Here is a 15,046-nt window from a genome sequence, read left to right as displayed (position 1 = left end):
CCGCCGTCGATTCCTACCATCGGGTGATACAAGCTGACGGATGCGCGGCGGAGGACCCGCACACCCGTCCGGTCACTCCTGGGCGGCCGGGGTCTGCGGCGTCTGCGCCTCGGGGGCGACCGCGTCCTGCTCGGGCACCAGGTGCCCGGCGCGGATCAGGTCGATCCGGCCCATGACCTTGGCGCGCAGGTCGGTGGGGACCTCGTCGCTGCCGCAGCAGCGCTTGACGAGCTTCTTCACCGCCTGCTCCAGGCCGTACTTCTCCAGGCACGGGGAGCATTCCTCGAAGTGCACCTCGAACTTGGTGCACTCACCGTCGGGCATCTCCCGGTCGAGGAACTCGTAGAGATGATCGAGGACTTCCGAGCAGTCCGTCTCGTGCGGGTCTCCGCAGCTCATGAGTCCGCGCCTTTCAGATCCTTGGACGACTCTCCGGCGCCGGCGGGGACGAGGCCGCGCTCGCGGGCGTAGTCCTCGAGCATGCCGCGGAGCTGGCGGCGGCCCCGGTGCAGGCGGGACATCACCGTACCGATGGGGGTCCCCATGATGTCGGCGATCTCCTTGTAGGCAAAGCCCTCGACATCGGCGAGGTAGACCGCGATGCGGAACTCCTCGGGGATCGCCTGGAGCGCCGCCTTCACGTCCGAGTCGGGGAGGTGGTCGAGGGCCTGCGACTCGGCGGAGCGCAGTCCGGTCGACATGTGCGACTCGGCGCGGGCGAGCTGCCAGTCCTCGATCTCCTCGGCGGCGCTGCGCTGGGGCTCGCGCTGCTTCTTGCGGTACGAGTTGATGAAGGTGTTGGTGAGGATGCGGTACAGCCACGCCTTGAGGTTGGTGCCCTCGCGGAACTGGTGGAAGGAGCCGTACGCCTTCGCGTAGGTCTCCTGCACGAGGTCCTCGGCGTCCGCGGGGTTGCGCGTCATCCGCAGCGCGGCGGAGTACATCTGGTCGAGGAAGCCGAGGGCGTCCCGCTCGAAGCGCGCGTTGCGCTCCTCGGTCGTCTCCTCGGGGCCGTCGTCGGTCCCTGTGTCGGTCCCAGTGACCGGACCCACCTCCTCCAGCGCGGTGACGGGGCCGATGCCGGACCCGCTCGTTTCGGAGGATAGACGAGGATCGGCTCCGCCCGCCGCCCGAATAGGGGCGGCCTTGGGGGCGGGCAGCACGGTCCAGTCGAGCTCCGCGGACCTGGCCCGCTCCGGGCAGATGGTCGAACCCATGCGACGGACTCCCTCTCTCGCTTCTCACACCGACGCTCTCCACAACAGCGCCCCGGGCCCCGGCATTCCCGGGGCGGCGGCGGGGTCAGCGCAGGGCGGCGAGCCAGTCGGCGACCGCTCCGACGATGCCGCGGACGGCCTCGTCCTGGTCGACGGGGGCGCGCTTGGGGACGGCGAAGCCGTGGTCGCCGTACGGGACCTCCACGAGTTCGTACGTGCCTCCGGACGGGAACTCTGCGGGCTTGCCGAAGGGGTCGTTGCCGCCCTGGACGACGAGCGTGGGGAGGCCGGTGGAGAGGAGTTCGGCGGCCCGGGAGCTCTCCGGCCTGCCCGGCGGGTGGAGCGGGAAGCTCAGGGCGAGGACGGCGGCGGCGCCGAGCTCGGCGCCGGTGCGGCAGGCGACCCGGGCGCCCGCGCTGCGCCCGCCCGCGACGACGGGGAGGCCGGGCTTCGCGAGGGCGGGCCAGAGCCCGCGCCAGCCGGTGTCGAGGGTCTTCGGCGCGGGCGCGACCTTCCTGCCCGCGACCCGCCAGGGCTGCTCGACCAGGGCGACGGTGACGCCGTGGGCGGGCAGGGCGGCGGCGAGGGCGGCGAGGTCGCGGGCCTCGATGCCGCCGCCGGCGCCGTGGCCGAGGGCGAGGACGCGGCGGGCCTCGCGGGCGGGGTGCCAGGTGATGCGGGCCTCACCGGCGTCGGTGGGCACGGTCTCGATCTTCGTCACGTCCCCATCCTGCCGCCCGGGGCGGCCCCGGGGGCGGTCCGGGACCGCGCGCCTCGGAACCACGTGCCCCAGAAGCGGGTGCCTCGGGACCGCGCGCCTCAGAACAGCGTGCCGAGCTCCGGTCCCGCCAGCTCGGCGAGCAGTTCGGGGCCGTTGTTGCGGACGTTGCTGACGGCGGTGGCGACCGGGAAGGCCCGCATCAGGCCCTCCGGCGGCGGCGCGAGCAGGGCGCGCAGCTCGTCGAGTCCGGTGGTGGCCGGGTCCAGCCAGGCGTCCCAGCGGTCCTCGGTGAGCATCAGCGGCATCCGGGGGTGGATCTCGGCGAGCGAGCCGGGGCCCTCGGCGGGCGCCACGCCGAGCGGGGCGGTCTCCGCCTCGGTGGTGATCACCGAGCAGGTGGCCCACCAGGCGTGCGGGTGTTCGGCCGGCAGCGCGGGGTCCCGCCAGAACTCGTACAGACCCGCCATGGCCATGACGGAGCCGTCGGCGGGGGTCACGAAGTACGGCTGCTTGCGGGGCCGCTTCTTCCTCCCCTCGACCTCCAGGTCGCGCTCGGCGGCGCCGGTCACCCACTCGTAATAGCCGTCGGCGGGCAGGATGCAGCGGCGGGACTGGAAGGCGCGCTTGAAGGAGGGCTTCTCGTGGAGCGTCTCCGCCCTGGCGTTGATCATCCGGGCCGCGCCCTCCGGCGACTTCGACCAGGACGGGACCAGTCCCCACTTCAGCGCGCGCAGCTGGCGAACCGGACGGCGGCTCTCCGCGTCTTTCAGAGGGCGTTCGAGAACGACGTGGACCTCCTTGGTGGGGGCCACGTTCCAGTCCTGCTCCAGGGTCTCCGTCGGCTCCCACTTCTCGATCCCGAAGGTCTCGACGAGATCCTCGGGGCGCCGGCCGGCCGCAAATCGTCCGCACATGCGTGCCACACTGCCACGATCCCCGAGCCCGAGAGGAGCGGACCGAAGGATGGACCTCTTCAGCCCGCAGGCCGCCCCGCCCGAGTGGCTGGTGATCGCCACCGGCGTCGCCGCGCTCGCCGTCACCGTGCCCCGCCGGATCTGGCTGCTCGCGCGGAACGCGATCACCATCGCCCACGAGGGCGGCCACGCCCTGGTCGCGCTCGCCTGCCGCCGCCGGCTGCAGGCGATCCGGCTGCACTCGGACACCAGCGGCCTCACCGTCACCCGGGGCCGCCCGACCGGCCTCGGCGTCGTCCTCACCCTGGCCGCCGGCTACACGGCGGCCCCGCTGCTCGGCCTCGGCGGGGCGGCGCTGCTCGGCGCGGGCCTGGTCGCCGTGCTGCTGTGGGCGGCGACGGCGCTGCTCCTCGCGGTCCTGGTCATGGTCCGCAACGCGTACGGGATCCTCAGCGTCCTCCTCACCGGCGGACTCTTCGTCCTGGTGTCCTGGCTGGCCGCGCCGGAGGTGCAGGCCGCCTTCGCGTACGCGGTGGTGTGGTTCCTGCTCCTGGGCGGGGTCCGGCCCCCCTTCGAGCTCCAGTCCACGCGCCGGCACGGCGGGGCCCCCACCTCCGACGCCGACCAGCTCTCCCGGCTCACCCATGTGCCCGCCGGAGTGTGGCTGGCCTTCTTCCACGTCGTGTCGCTCAGCTGCCTGATCGGCGGCGCCACCTGGCTTCTCGGTCTCTGACACCCCCGTACAGTGAGGGCATGACCGCAGCTTCCCCCGCGCACCCCGATCCGTCGCACTCCGCAGCCCAGGACCTGTGGCCCGCTCCGTACGCGGGCGGCCCCGTCGACGCGACCGTGACCGTGCCCGGCTCGAAGTCGGTCACCAACCGCGCCTTGGTGCTCGCCGCGCTCGCCGCCGAGCCCGGCTGGGTGCGCCGCCCGCTGCGCTCCCGCGACACCCTGCTGATGGCCGAGGGGCTGCGCACCCTGGGCGTGAAGATCGACGAGGGCGTGGGCCCGGACGGCAGCGGCGAGGCCTGGCGGATCATCCCCGCCCCGCTGCGCGGCCCCGCGACGGTCGACGTCGGCAACGCCGGCACGGTCATGCGCTTCCTGCCGCCGGTCGCCGCGCTCGCCGACGGCCCGGTCCGCTTCGACGGCGACCCCCGCTCCCACGAGCGCCCGCTGCACGGGGTGATCGACGCGCTCCGCGCGCTCGGCGCCCGGATCGACGACGAGGGCCGCGGCGCCCTCCCGATGACCGTGCACGGCACCGGCGGCCTGGAGGGCGGGGTCGTGGAGATCGACGCCTCCTCGTCCTCCCAGTTCGTCAGCGCTCTCCTGCTCTCCGGTGCCCGCTTCAACCAGGGCGTCGAGGTCCGGCACGTCGGCGGCCGGCTGCCGTCGATGCCGCACATCCGGATGACCGTCGACATGCTCCGCGCGGTGGGCGCCAAGGTCGACGAGCCGGAGCACGGCGGCGCCCCGGACGTGTGGCGGGTGGCCCCGTCGGCGCTGCGCGGCCGTGACCTGGTCATCGAGCCCGACCTGTCGAACGCGCAGCCGTTCCTGGCGGCGGCGCTGATCACCGGCGGACGGGTGACCGTCCCCGACTGGCCGGCCCGCACCACCCAGCCCGGCGACGAGCTGCGCCGGATCTTCACCGAGATGGGCGGCGCCTGCGAGCTCACCGAGGCCGGTCTCACCTTCACCGGCACGGGCCGGATCCACGGCATCGACGTGGACCTGGGCGAGGTCGGCGAGCTGACCCCCGGCATCGCGGCCGTCGCCGCCCTCGCCGACTCCCCCTCGACCCTGCGCGGGGTGGCGCACCTGCGGCTCCACGAGACCGACCGGCTCGCGGCGCTCACCCGGGAGATCAACGGCCTCGGCGGTGACGTCACGGAGACCGAGGACGGCCTCCACATCCGCCCGCGCCCGCTGCGCGGCGGCGTGTTCCACACGTACCACGACCACCGGATGGCGACCGCGGGCGCGATCATCGGCCTCGCCGTGAAGGGCGTGGAGATCGAGGACGTGGCGACGACGGCCAAGACCTTGCCGGACTTCCCGGGGATGTGGACCGAAATGCTCGGAGCCTGAACGATGCGGCACTACGGCAAGCGCACCGACGAGGACGACATCCGCCAGCGGCCCAACCGCAAGGGCACCCGGCCCCGCACCTCCATCCGTCCCAAGCACGAGGACGCCGTCGAGGGCCTCGTCCTCACCGTGGACCGCGGCCGGCTGACCTGTCTGGTCGAGGACCGGACCGTGCTCGCGATGAAGGCCCGCGAGCTGGGCCGCAAGGCCGCGGTCGTCGGTGACCGGGTCTCCCTGGTGGGCGACCTGTCCGGCGAGAAGGACACCCTGGCCCGGATCGTGCGGATCGGGGAGCGGGACTCGGTGCTGCGCCGCACGGCCGACGACGACGACCCGTACGAGCGGGTGGTCGTCGCCAACGCCGACCAGCTCGCGATCGTCACCGCGCTCGCCGACCCCGAGCCGCGCCCCCGGCTGATCGACCGCTGCCTGGTGGCCGCGTACGACGGCGGCCTGGAGCCCTTCCTGGTGATGACGAAGTCGGACCTGGCCCCGCCGGAAAAGCTCCTGGAGCTCTACGGCGACCTGGACATCCCGCACGTGGTGGTGAACCGCGAGGAGCTGTACGACGGCGGCGCGGCGGACCGGGTGCGGGAGCACCTGGACGGGCGGGTCACCGCCTTCGTCGGCCACTCCGGCGTCGGCAAGACGACGCTGGTGAACGCGCTGGTGCCGGTGGAGAAGCGGCGGATCACCGGCCATGTGAACGCGGTGACCGGCCGCGGCCGGCACACCACCACCTCGGCGCTCGCGCTGCCCCTGGACGCCGCCGAGGGCTGGGTCATCGACACCCCGGGCGTGCGCTCCTTCGGCCTGCACCACGTCGACCCGGCCCGGGTCATCCACGCCTTCCCCGACCTGGAGCCCGGCACGGAGGAGTGCCCGCGCGCGTGCAGCCACGACGAGCCGGAGTGCGCCCTGGACGCCTGGGTGGCGGAGGGGCACGCGGATCCGGCGCGGCTCTTCTCGCTGCGGCGGCTGCTCGCCACCCGGGAGCGCCGCGAGGGCGACTGACCGCTCCCCCGCCGGTGTTTACGCCCGCCTCCATGCCGGTATGGACATAACCGCACAAGTGCGAGGAATCCGACCTGGTGGGAGGCGGGAACGATGGCGTGGCTGCTGGTGGTGGTCGCCGGGATCCTGGAGACGGGGTTCGCGGTCTGCCTGAAGCTCTCCCACGGATTCACCCGGCTCTGGCCGACGATCGCCTTCGCCTGCTTCGCCCTCGGCAGCTTCGGGCTGCTGACCCTCGCCCTGCGGAAGCTCGACGTGGGGCCCGCGTACGCGGTGTGGACGGGGATCGGGGCGGCCGGCACCGCGATCTACGGCATGGTCTTCCTCGGCGACGTGGTCTCCACGCTCAAGATCGTCTCGATCACGCTGGTCATCGCGGGGGTCATCGGCCTCCAGCTGTCCGGCTCCGCGCACTGACCCTCCGGCGGCAGCGCCGGGGCCACCACATGGCTGACGGCGAGCCGCAGCGCCAGCTCGCAGCCGGCCGCCCACCGCTCCCCCGCGCACAGCGCCGTCGTCGCGAGCAGTTCCCCGGGCGCCGGCGGCCCTGCGTCGGCCCTTCGCTGCGCCGGTACGGGGGCGGGACGGGCGCCCGGCCGGGCGGGGCGGGGCCGGGGCAGGCCCTCCGTCCAGGCGCCGGTGAGCAGCGCGCGCAGTATCGGCCGGTCGCCGGCCCGGACGACGGTCCACTCGGCGACGGCCGCGAGGGCCCGCGGGGGCGGCTCCTGGGCCGCGAGGAGGCGGCGTACGCCGGCGAGGTAGGCGTCGGCCTCGTGCCGGACGAGGGCGCGGGCCAGCCCCTCCTTGCTGCCGAACTCGTTGTAGAGCGTCTGCCGGGAGACCCGGGCGGCGACGGCGAGGTCGGCCATCCGGACGGCGGACCAGGAGTGCCGCGCCAGGGCGGCGAGAGCGGCGTCGAGGAGGGCCTCGCGGGCGGTCGGCATGGGCGCCTCCGGACCGGGACGGTGGCCCCCCAGCGTCGGCAGGCCGCACCTGCGCTGTCAAGGGACGGGAGGGTTCGCACGGCCGCGCGAGACGGTCCGGCGGGCGGCGTCCGGGCGGCGCTAGAGTGCCGGACATGGCCGATTACCACGATGACCTGCGTCTTGCCCATGCCCTCGCGGATGCCGCCGACGCGGCCACCATGGCCCGCTTCCGGGCCCTCGACCTCAAGGTCGAGACCAAGCCCGACATGACCCCGGTGAGCGAGGCGGACCGGGCCGCCGAGGAGCTGATCCGCGCCGGGCTGCAGGAGGAGCGGCCCGGGGACGCGATCCTCGGCGAGGAGTACGGCGTCGAGGGCACCGGCCCGCGCCGCTGGGTGATCGACCCGATCGACGGCACCAAGAACTACGTGCGCGGGGTGCCGGTGTGGGCGACCCTGATCGCGCTGATGGAGGAGGGCGAGACCGGCTTCGAGCCGGTGGTCGGCGTGGTGTCGGCGCCCGCGCTCGGCCGCCGCTGGTGGGCGGCGAAGGGGCTGGGAGCCTTCACGGGCACCGGCCCGGCGTCGGGGAGCCGGATCGGGGTGTCCCAGGTGGCCTCGCTGGCCGACGCCTCCTTCGCGTACTCCTCGCTGAGCGGCTGGGAGGAGCGCGGGAAGCTGGACGCCTTCCTGGACCTCACGCGCGCGTGCTGGCGGACCCGGGCGTACGGCGACTTCTGGCCGTACATGATGGTGGCCGAGGGCACGGTCGACCTGTGCGCGGAGCCGGAGCTGTCGCTCTGGGACATGGCGGCGGTGGCGATCGTGGTGCAGGAGGCCGGCGGCTCGTACACCGGCCTGGACGGCCGGCCCGGCCCGCACAGCGGGAACGCGGCGGCCTCCAACGGTCTGCTGCACGAGGAGCTGCTCGGCCGGCTGGGGTCCGCGGGGACGCCCGGCGCCTGAACGCGCTCCCGTCCGCCCCGGGGGACGCCTTGCGCGCCCCCTTGTCGGACCCCTCTCCCGGTGCAACTCTGGGAGCCCCCACTTGTGCATTTGTGAACCGCTCCTGAGGGGCGGTTCGCCGAGGAGGTGGCTCCATCCATGCTCGTCCGTGACGCCATGAGCACGGTGGTCCTCACCATCGGACCCGCCCACACACTCCGGCAGGCCGCCCGGCTGATGTCGGCCCGCCGGGTCGGCGCGGCCGTCGTCCTGGACGGCGACGCCGGGCTCGGCATCCTCACCGAGCGCGACATCCTCAACTCGCTCGGCCGGGGAGAGGACCCCGACCGGGAGCCGGCCGGCTCCCACACCACCCACGAGGTGGTCTTCGCCGCCCCCGGCTGGACCCTCCAGGAGGCGGCCGAGGCGATGACCCGCGGCGGCTTCCGCCACCTCGTGGTCCTCGACGACCTGGGACCGGTCGGCATGGTGTCCGTCCGCGACATCATCCGCTGCTGGCTGCCGGCCCACAGCGTGGCCGACTGAAATTCCCCCCGCTGTTACCCTGACCCTCATGAGCGACCTGTTGGAACGACTGCGCGGACGCGGCTGGCGGATGACCGCCCAGCGCCGTGTCGTCGCCGAGGTCCTCGACGGCGACCACGTGCATCTCACCGCCGACGAGGTGCACGCCCGCGCCGTCGAGCGCCTGCCCGAGATCTCCCGTGCCACCGTCTACAACACGCTGGGCGAGATGGTGACGCTCGGTGAGGTCATCGAGGTCGCCACCGACGGCCGCGCCAAGCGGTACGACCCCAACGCCCACCGGCCCCACCAGCACCTGATCTGCGCCGGCTGCGGCGCCATCCGGGACGTCCACCCGGCGGGCGACCCGCTGAAGGACCTGCCGGACGCGGAGCGCTTCGGCTTCACCATCTCGAACGTCGAGGTCACCTACCGCGGCCTCTGCCCGAACTGCGCGGCGGCCTAGCCGTCCACCGAGAAGGGGCGCCCCGCCGGGGCGCCCCTTCTTCGTGTGCCCGCGCCTCCGGACACACCGAAACGCCGAAGGCCCGGATCGTATGGATACGATCCGGGCCTTCGGGCTACTGAGTAGCGGGGACAGGATTTGAACCTGCGACCTCTGGGTTATGAGCCCAGCGAGCTACCGAGCTGCTCCACCCCGCGTCGGTGAACACCACTTTACGGGACTGTCGTGACAGGAGCAAATCGCGTTTACGCCGTGAGCTCCTGGTGCAGCGCCTCGCTGAGCCGCGCCGCCCGCTCGGCGACCTCGGCCGGGCCGAGCTCCACGGCGTGGGCGCACCACTTGCGGCCCTCGGACAGCTCGCCCCGGCGGGCGGCGAGCAGCGCGAGGCGGAGCGCGGCGCGGCCGTGCCCGGCCCGGGCGGCCCGGGTCCACCAGAGGGCGGCCTCGCGCTCGCTGCCCTCGCGGGCGAGGAGCAGACCGAGGTTGAAGGCGCCGTTGCGGCTGCCGGCCTCGGCGGCCTCCCGGTACCAGCGGGCGGCCCCGGTGAGGTCGCCCCGGCCGGCGGCGAGCATGCCGACCCGGACCTGGGCGCGCCGGTGGCCCTGCTGGGCGGCCCGCTCGTACCACTCCTCGCACTCGGTCTTCTGGTCCACGGGCGCGCCGAGGACCACCGGACCGGGGTCGGGGCGGCGGGCGTCCAGGAGGGTGGCGAGCCGGAAGGCGGCCTCGGCGCTGCCGCCGCCCGCCGCGCAGCGCAGGTGGCGCTCGGCGGTCCGCTCGTCGCCGTCGCGCAGGGCGGCGATGCCGACCTGGAGGGCGGCCTCGGTGTGCCCGGCGGCGGCGGCCCGTTCGTACCAGGCGAGCGCGGAGCGGTCCTCGTCGCGGCCCGCGTGGATGATGCCGAGGTTGAAGGCGGCGTCCACGGAGCCGGCCTCGGCGGCCTTGGAGAACCACGGCTCGGCGCCGCCCGCGTCCCCGGCCTGGAGGAGCAGCACGGCGAGCGCGTTGGCGGCCTCGCGGTGGCCGGCGTAGGCGGCGCGGCGGTACCACTGCTCGGCCTGCGGGAGGCGGTCCTGGGCGGCGCAGAGCAGGCCGAGGTTGTAGGCGCCGTTGACGTCCCCGGCGTCCATGGCGGCGCGGTACCAGCGCTCGGCGGTCTGCTGCTCGCCGCGGGCGGCGTGCAGGGCGCCGAGCGCGTTGGCGGCGTTGCCGTCGCCGTCCTGGGCGGCGCGCAGCCACCAGACGGCGGCGCTCTCCTCGTCGCCCGCGTCGCGCAGCAGGAAGCCGAGGGCGCAGGCGGCCTTCGCCTCGCCCTCCTTGGCGGAGCTGAGGTACCAGCGGCCGGCCTCCTTCAGCTCGCCGCGCTGTTCCAGGATGGCTCCGAGGTGCAGCGCGGCCCGCCGGTGTCCCCGGGCCGCCGCCTGCCGGAACCACTGCTCGGCCTCGCCGAGCGGCCCGGCGCCGCCGGTCTCGCCTGCCCGGGCCGGGGCGGGCACGGGGACGGGCGGCCGGTCGTCGCCGGCGCGCGCGGGGTCGGCCGCGCGCAGGCGGCCGGCCGTGTCGTACGCGTGGCCGGCGCGGCCCGTGGCGGTGGTGGGGCCGTAGGCGTGCGGGCCCCGCAGGGTCTCGGTGGCGCGGCGCTCCAGGGCGAGGGCGAGGCGGTAGGCGGCCTCGCGGTGGCCCTGCTCGGCGGCGGCGCGCAGCCAGCGCTCGGCGCCGACGTCGCTGCGGTGCTCCAGGAGGTCGGCGAGGGCGTAGGCGCCCAGGGCGTGGCCCTGTTCGGCGGCCTGGCGGAGCCAGTACTCGGCGGCGGGCTCGTCGCCCCGCTCACGGTGGAGGCGGCCCAGGGCGTGCGCGGCCGGCGCGGAGCCGGCGACGGCGGCGACCCGCCACCAGCCGGCGGCCTCGTCGGGGTAGCCGCGCTGGTGGAGGAGGACGCCGAGGTTGTTGGCGGCGGCGCGGTCGCCCTCGGCGGTGGCGCCGCGCAGGAAGGGCTCGGCGCCGTCGAGGTCGCCGCGGCGGAGCAGGAGGGCGCCGAGGGCGCTCATGGCGTCGGTGTCACCGCGCTCGGCGGCCCTGCGGTGCCGGCCCTCGGTCTCGGCCTCGGTCTCGGCCTCGGTGTCCGGTCCGGCGTCCGGGACGGCCCCGGCTCGGGGGGTGCTGTCGACGACGACCGCATCGACGGCCGGCACGGCCTCGATGATCTCGTCCGCGGCATTTCTGGCGTGCCGCTGCACAAACCGCCCTGTCTCCAACAGAGTTGCCCTGTCCCCCATAAATACCATCGTCGCACCACCCGCAACCCGCGCACACCCGGTATACCGCAGCCCGTGAGGTCACCTCAGCGTTTTGTCGACATGCCCACAGAGAGACAAGTCAAACACGTCAGGCCTCAACTCGCCCCTTCCGTACCGCTCTTCGATGCCCTCCGTCATGCCGACACGCGACGAGGGCCCGGATCCTTATGGATCCGAGCCCTCGTGTCAGTAGCGGGGACAGGATTTGAACCTGCGACCTCTGGGTTATGAGCCCAGCGAGCTACCGAGCTGCTCCACCCCGCGTCGGTGAAGTAACACTATCACGACGCGGGGTGAATCTCGCAGGTCAGCTGCCCTCGGCCGGCTTCTCGGCCGGCTTCTCGGCACCGCCCGCACCGGACGGCTGGAGCTTGGCACCGGCCTCGGCGGCCTTCTCCAGTGCGTCCTGGAGGTCCTCCTGGGCCTTGCCGTAGGCGGCCCAGTCCTGCTTCGCCAGTGCCGCCTCGCCCGCGTCGTACGCCTTCTGGGCGTCGGCGATGGCCTGCTTCAGCGCCGCGTCCGCCGAGGCCGGCGGCTGCGGGGTGGTCGGCGGCTGCTCGGTGCCCGGCGGGGTCGTCGGCGGGGTCGTGCCCTCCACGCCGAAGACCGCGTTGAGCGCCTCCGTGAGGGTGTTCTCGAACACCGTGGTGTCCTTGGTGGTGTCGCCGCCCGGCTGGTCGGCGTCCACGTACGACACCGCGACCTTCTTCAGGAGCGGGTAGAGCGCGTTCCGCCCCTGGGCGTAGACCGGCTCCACGTACAGGAACCCGCCGTCGAGCGGCACGGTCAGCAGGTTGCCGTACTGGATGTCCGAGTCGGCGCCCCGCATGTCACGGACGAAGGTGGCGACGTCGGGCAGGCTGTTGAGCTTGCTCTGGACCTGCGCCGGGCCGGGCACGTCCTCGGTGACCCGGAGCAGCCTCAGCCGGCCGTACTCCTTGCTGGTGGCGTCGGCGTCGACCGCCATGAAGCCGCCGAGGTTGGGCCGCCCGTTGGGGGTGAAGGTCGTGGTCAGCGAGAAGCGCTGCTCCGCGTCCCCGGGCATCTTCATGCTCAGGTAGTACGGCGGCACCGCCACGTTGTCCTTGTTGGTCGGGTCGTTCGGCACCTGCCAGGCGTCCGAGCCGCTGTAGAACTGGGCCGGGTCGGTGACGTGGTAGCGGGTCAGCAGCTCGCGCTGGACCTTGAACATGTCCTGCGGGTAGCGCAGGTGCTCCAGGAGGTCGCCCTTGACCTCGGACTTGGGCTTCACCGTGTCGGGGAAGGCCTTCATCCAGGTCTTCAGGACCGGGTCCTCGGTGTCCCACTGGTAGAGGGTGACCGTGCCGTCGTAGGCGTCGACGGTGGCCTTCACCGAGTTGCGGATGTAGTTGACCTGGTTCTGCTGGGCCACGACCGCGCGCTGCTGGTTGCCGACGGTCAGCGAGTCGGCGGTGGTGTCGCCGAGCGTGGTCCGCGAGGCGTACGGGTAGCCGTTGGTGGTCGTGTACGCGTCGACGATCCACTTGATCTTGCCCTCGACGACCGCCGGGTAGGCGTCGCCGTCGATGGTCAGCCACGGGGCGACGGCCTCGACGCGCTGCTTGGGCGTGCGGTTGTACAGGATCCGCGAGCCGTCGCCGATGGCCCCGGAGTAGAGGATCTGCGGCTCGCTGAAGGCCACCGCGTAGGCCGCGCGGTTGAAGGCGCTCTCCAGGCTGACGCCGCTGTTGCCCTCGTAGCTGGTGGTCTTCTCGCCGTTCTCCTCGTAGTCCAGCTCCTTCTGGGGGCCGCCCACGATCGAGTACTGGTCGGTCTTCTCGCCGTAGTAGATCTTCTGCTGGTACTTCCCGAGCTCACCCGTGGTCGGCAGGCCCGACTCGGTGAAGACCGGGGAGCCGTTGGCGTCGGTCTGGGTGCCGCGGGCCATGATGGCGCCGTAGCCGTGGGTGTAGGTGAAGTGGTCGTTGATCCAGTTCCGCTTCGGGATGCCGCGGATGTTCAGCTCGCGCAGACCGATGACGACGTCCTGGCCCTGGTAGCGGTCCACGTCGAGCGTCGTCGGGAACTGGTAGTACTTCCGCTTCTGCTCCAGCTGCTGGAAGGTCGGCGAGACGATGTTCGGGTCGAGGATGCGGTAGGCGGCCGCCGTGTCGGCGTCCGCGCGCAGCTTGTCCTTGGCCTTCACCGTCGACTTGCCCGAGTAGTTCTCCAGCTTGGTGTCGTCGATCGCGTACGCCTTGCGGGTCGCGTCGATGTTGTTCTGGATGTACGGGGCTTCCTTGGCCTGCTCGTTCGGCTGGACCTGGAACTTCTGCACGATCGCCGGGTACAGGCCGCCGATGAGGACGGCGGAGAGCACCATCAGGCCGAAGCCGATGACCGGCAGCTGCCAGGTGCGGCGCCACAGGGTGGCGAAGAAGAGCACGGCGCAGATGACGGCGATGCAGAAGAGGATCGTCTTCGCCGGCAGGTAGGCGTTGGCGTCGACGTACCGGAGGCCCGTCCAGTTGCCGGTGGCCTTGAAGTCGCTGGACTTCACCGCCAGGCCGTACCGGTCGAGCCAGTACGCCACGGCCTTCAGCGTCACGAAGACGCCGAGCAGCACCGAGAGGTGGCCGGTGGCGGCGGCGGTCGCGCGGGCGCCGGGGCTGGTGACCCGCAGCCCGCCGTACAGGTAGTGGGTGATCGCCGCGGCGATCAGCGAGAGCACCACCGCGGCGAAGCCGAACGCCAGCAGGAAGCGGTACCAGGGCAGGTCGAAGGCGTAGAAGGAGACGTCCTTGCCGAACTGGACGTCCTTCTCACCGAAGTCCACGCCGTTGACCCACATGAGCCAGGTGCGCCACTGGCCGGAGGCGGAGGCGCCGGCGATCAGCCCGACCAGGGCGGTGATCGCGAGCAGCACCCACTTCTTGAACGGGGCGACGCCCATCCGGTACCGGTCGAGGCTCTGCTGCTCCAGCGACATCGCGCTGAGCGGCGGGCGGAGCCGGTACGCCAGCCAGATGTTGAGGCCGACGACGAGGCCCATCAGCAGCCCGAAGACCGCGAACAGGCCGATCTTGGTCCACAGGGTGGTGGTGAACACGGACGAGTAGTGGACCGAGCGGTACCAGAGCCAGTCCGTCCAGAACCCGGCGAACATCACGAACGCCATGGCCAGGACGGCCAGGACGCCCAGTGTCATCAGCAGGGTGCGGGCCCGCCGGGACGGCCGGCCGACTCTGATCCTTGGCCCGGACGGGCTGCCGCCACGGTCCGGCATCTGGAAAGCCAACGTGCGCCCCTCGGTGTTGATGCGTCGGAAAGCGGGCCCCGCGATCGTAGGGCCCACTGGTGCAACTTACTGACGCTTTACCTAGTTCCCGTCTCCGGGGGAAGAGGAGGCAGGATATTGGTCATGTCCAACCTTTCCCCCTCGGGCCCGCCGATGGCCTCCAGTCCCCTCACCCGTGCGGTGCTCGAGATCGACGAGTACGCCTCGGGCCTCGGCTGGGACCGGCCCGCCCGCCTCTTCGCCCTGGTCGACACCGCCCGGCTGCGCGCCCAGGCGCCCTCGCTGAAGCTCGGCGAGGACGCGACCGCCTACACCCCCATCGAGCAGGAGGAGATCCCCAAGGGCAAGCCGCTCGACGAGTTCCTCGGCACCATCGCCTGGCCGGACGGGGTGGCCGGCTGCGCCCTCACCGTGGAGCGGCTGATGCTGCCGCCGTCGGCGGAGGCCCAGGTCCCCAAGGACCTGAGCGGCGCCAAGCTGAACAAGTGGGTGGCCGCGCACCCGGACCGCCAGGAGGTCCGGATGACCGTGGCCGTGCTGCGGACCGGCGCCCGGGAGGCGGCGATCCGGCTGCGCGAGAAGGACTCGCCGACCGAGGTGCTGACCGGCCCGGACCTGGTGCCGGGGCTGGCCGACGCGCTCGCGGCGACCTTCGAGGGCTGAGCG

At 73.2% G+C, this 15,046-nt stretch carries 15 protein-coding genes and 2 tRNA genes; 8 read left to right on the top strand and 9 right to left on the bottom strand.

Going from position 1 to position 15,046, the window contains the following annotated elements; all coding sequences use genetic code 11:
- Window positions 1-72 precede the first annotated feature (72 nt).
- The 4 genes from rsrA to AB0E19_RS16550 form a co-directional block, all read right to left on the bottom strand.
- Window positions 73-399, bottom strand: coding sequence for a mycothiol system anti-sigma-R factor (gene rsrA / locus AB0E19_RS16565; protein WP_360611478.1), 327 nt, complete (start codon window positions 397-399; stop codon window positions 73-75).
- Complete coding sequence (locus AB0E19_RS16560; RefSeq protein ID WP_030758313.1) at window positions 396-1,052, bottom strand: sigma-70 family RNA polymerase sigma factor; 657 nt, start codon at window positions 1,050-1,052, stop codon at window positions 396-398. The genes rsrA and AB0E19_RS16560 overlap by 4 nt, the downstream gene beginning before the upstream one ends.
- A gap of 250 nt (window positions 1,053-1,302) precedes the next feature.
- Window positions 1,303-1,938, bottom strand: coding sequence for an alpha/beta family hydrolase (locus AB0E19_RS16555; RefSeq protein WP_362179709.1), 636 nt, complete (start codon window positions 1,936-1,938; stop codon window positions 1,303-1,305).
- A gap of 98 nt (window positions 1,939-2,036) precedes the next feature.
- Entirely contained in the window at window positions 2,037-2,852 is an 816-nt protein-coding gene (locus AB0E19_RS16550; protein ID WP_362179705.1) for an SOS response-associated peptidase, read from the bottom strand.
- A gap of 49 nt (window positions 2,853-2,901) precedes the next feature.
- On the opposite strand from AB0E19_RS16550, the gene AB0E19_RS16545 reads away from it, so the two are divergent.
- From AB0E19_RS16545 to AB0E19_RS16530, 4 genes are all read left to right on the top strand, one after another.
- Window positions 2,902-3,585 (top strand): M50 family metallopeptidase, encoded by a 684-nt coding sequence (locus AB0E19_RS16545; protein WP_362179700.1) that lies wholly within the window; start codon window positions 2,902-2,904, stop codon window positions 3,583-3,585.
- Between the two features lie 20 nt (window positions 3,586-3,605).
- Window positions 3,606-4,949 (top strand): 3-phosphoshikimate 1-carboxyvinyltransferase, encoded by a 1,344-nt coding sequence (gene aroA, locus AB0E19_RS16540; RefSeq protein ID WP_362179697.1) that lies wholly within the window; start codon window positions 3,606-3,608, stop codon window positions 4,947-4,949.
- Window positions 4,950-4,952: 3 nt separating this feature from the next.
- A complete protein-coding gene (gene rsgA, locus AB0E19_RS16535; protein WP_362179694.1) occupies window positions 4,953-5,963 on the top strand; it encodes a ribosome small subunit-dependent GTPase A in 1,011 nt (336 codons plus the stop codon).
- Between the two features lie 93 nt (window positions 5,964-6,056).
- Complete coding sequence (locus tag AB0E19_RS16530; protein WP_169087028.1) at window positions 6,057-6,380, top strand: multidrug efflux SMR transporter; 324 nt, start codon at window positions 6,057-6,059, stop codon at window positions 6,378-6,380.
- Here the strand turns inward: AB0E19_RS16530 and AB0E19_RS16525 are convergent.
- The gene (locus AB0E19_RS16525) at window positions 6,272-6,907 is read right to left on the bottom strand and encodes a TetR/AcrR family transcriptional regulator (RefSeq protein ID WP_362179690.1); all 636 of its coding nucleotides are present in this window, start codon (window positions 6,905-6,907) and stop codon (window positions 6,272-6,274) included. The genes AB0E19_RS16530 and AB0E19_RS16525 overlap by 109 nt on opposite strands.
- A 134-nt stretch (window positions 6,908-7,041) precedes the next feature.
- Between AB0E19_RS16525 and hisN the strand changes: the two genes are divergently transcribed.
- The 3 genes from hisN to AB0E19_RS16510 all read left to right on the top strand — a co-directional run bounded on the left by hisN (window position 7,042) and on the right by AB0E19_RS16510 (window position 8,824).
- A complete protein-coding gene (gene hisN, locus AB0E19_RS16520) occupies window positions 7,042-7,854 on the top strand; it encodes a histidinol-phosphatase (protein ID WP_362179687.1) in 813 nt (270 codons plus the stop codon).
- Between the two features lie 138 nt (window positions 7,855-7,992).
- Window positions 7,993-8,379 (top strand): CBS domain-containing protein, encoded by a 387-nt coding sequence (locus AB0E19_RS16515; RefSeq protein WP_169087041.1) that lies wholly within the window; start codon window positions 7,993-7,995, stop codon window positions 8,377-8,379.
- Window positions 8,380-8,407: 28 nt separating this feature from the next.
- Window positions 8,408-8,824: a Fur family transcriptional regulator gene (locus tag AB0E19_RS16510; RefSeq protein ID WP_362179682.1), complete on the top strand. Its 417-nt coding sequence runs from the start codon at window positions 8,408-8,410 to the stop codon at window positions 8,822-8,824.
- Window positions 8,825-8,947: 123 nt separating this feature from the next.
- Here the strand turns inward: AB0E19_RS16510 and AB0E19_RS16505 are convergent.
- The 4 genes from AB0E19_RS16505 to AB0E19_RS16490 all read right to left on the bottom strand — a co-directional run bounded on the left by AB0E19_RS16505 (window position 8,948) and on the right by AB0E19_RS16490 (window position 14,368).
- Window positions 8,948-9,021, bottom strand: a tRNA-Met gene (locus AB0E19_RS16505).
- Between the two features lie 48 nt (window positions 9,022-9,069).
- Window positions 9,070-11,109 (bottom strand): sel1 repeat family protein, encoded by a 2,040-nt coding sequence (locus tag AB0E19_RS16500; RefSeq protein ID WP_362179679.1) that lies wholly within the window; start codon window positions 11,107-11,109, stop codon window positions 9,070-9,072.
- A 202-nt stretch (window positions 11,110-11,311) separates the two neighbouring features.
- A tRNA-Met gene (locus AB0E19_RS16495) sits at window positions 11,312-11,385 on the bottom strand.
- 43 nt (window positions 11,386-11,428) lie between these two features.
- Entirely contained in the window at window positions 11,429-14,368 is a 2,940-nt protein-coding gene (locus tag AB0E19_RS16490; RefSeq protein ID WP_362179676.1) for a UPF0182 family protein, read from the bottom strand.
- Between the two features lie 135 nt (window positions 14,369-14,503).
- Here AB0E19_RS16490 and AB0E19_RS16485 point away from each other — a divergent pair, with 135 nt between their 5' ends.
- Window positions 14,504-15,043, top strand: coding sequence for a PPA1309 family protein (locus AB0E19_RS16485; protein ID WP_362179673.1), 540 nt, complete (start codon window positions 14,504-14,506; stop codon window positions 15,041-15,043).
- The last annotated feature ends 3 nt before the right edge of the window (window positions 15,044-15,046 follow it).

Source organism: Streptomyces sp. NPDC047974 (assembly GCF_040653375.1).
Classification (GTDB): Bacteria; Actinomycetota; Actinomycetes; order Streptomycetales; family Streptomycetaceae; genus Streptomyces.
The sequence above is the reverse complement of the archived record's forward strand: the minus strand, read 5'-3'. Positions and strand labels throughout refer to the sequence as shown.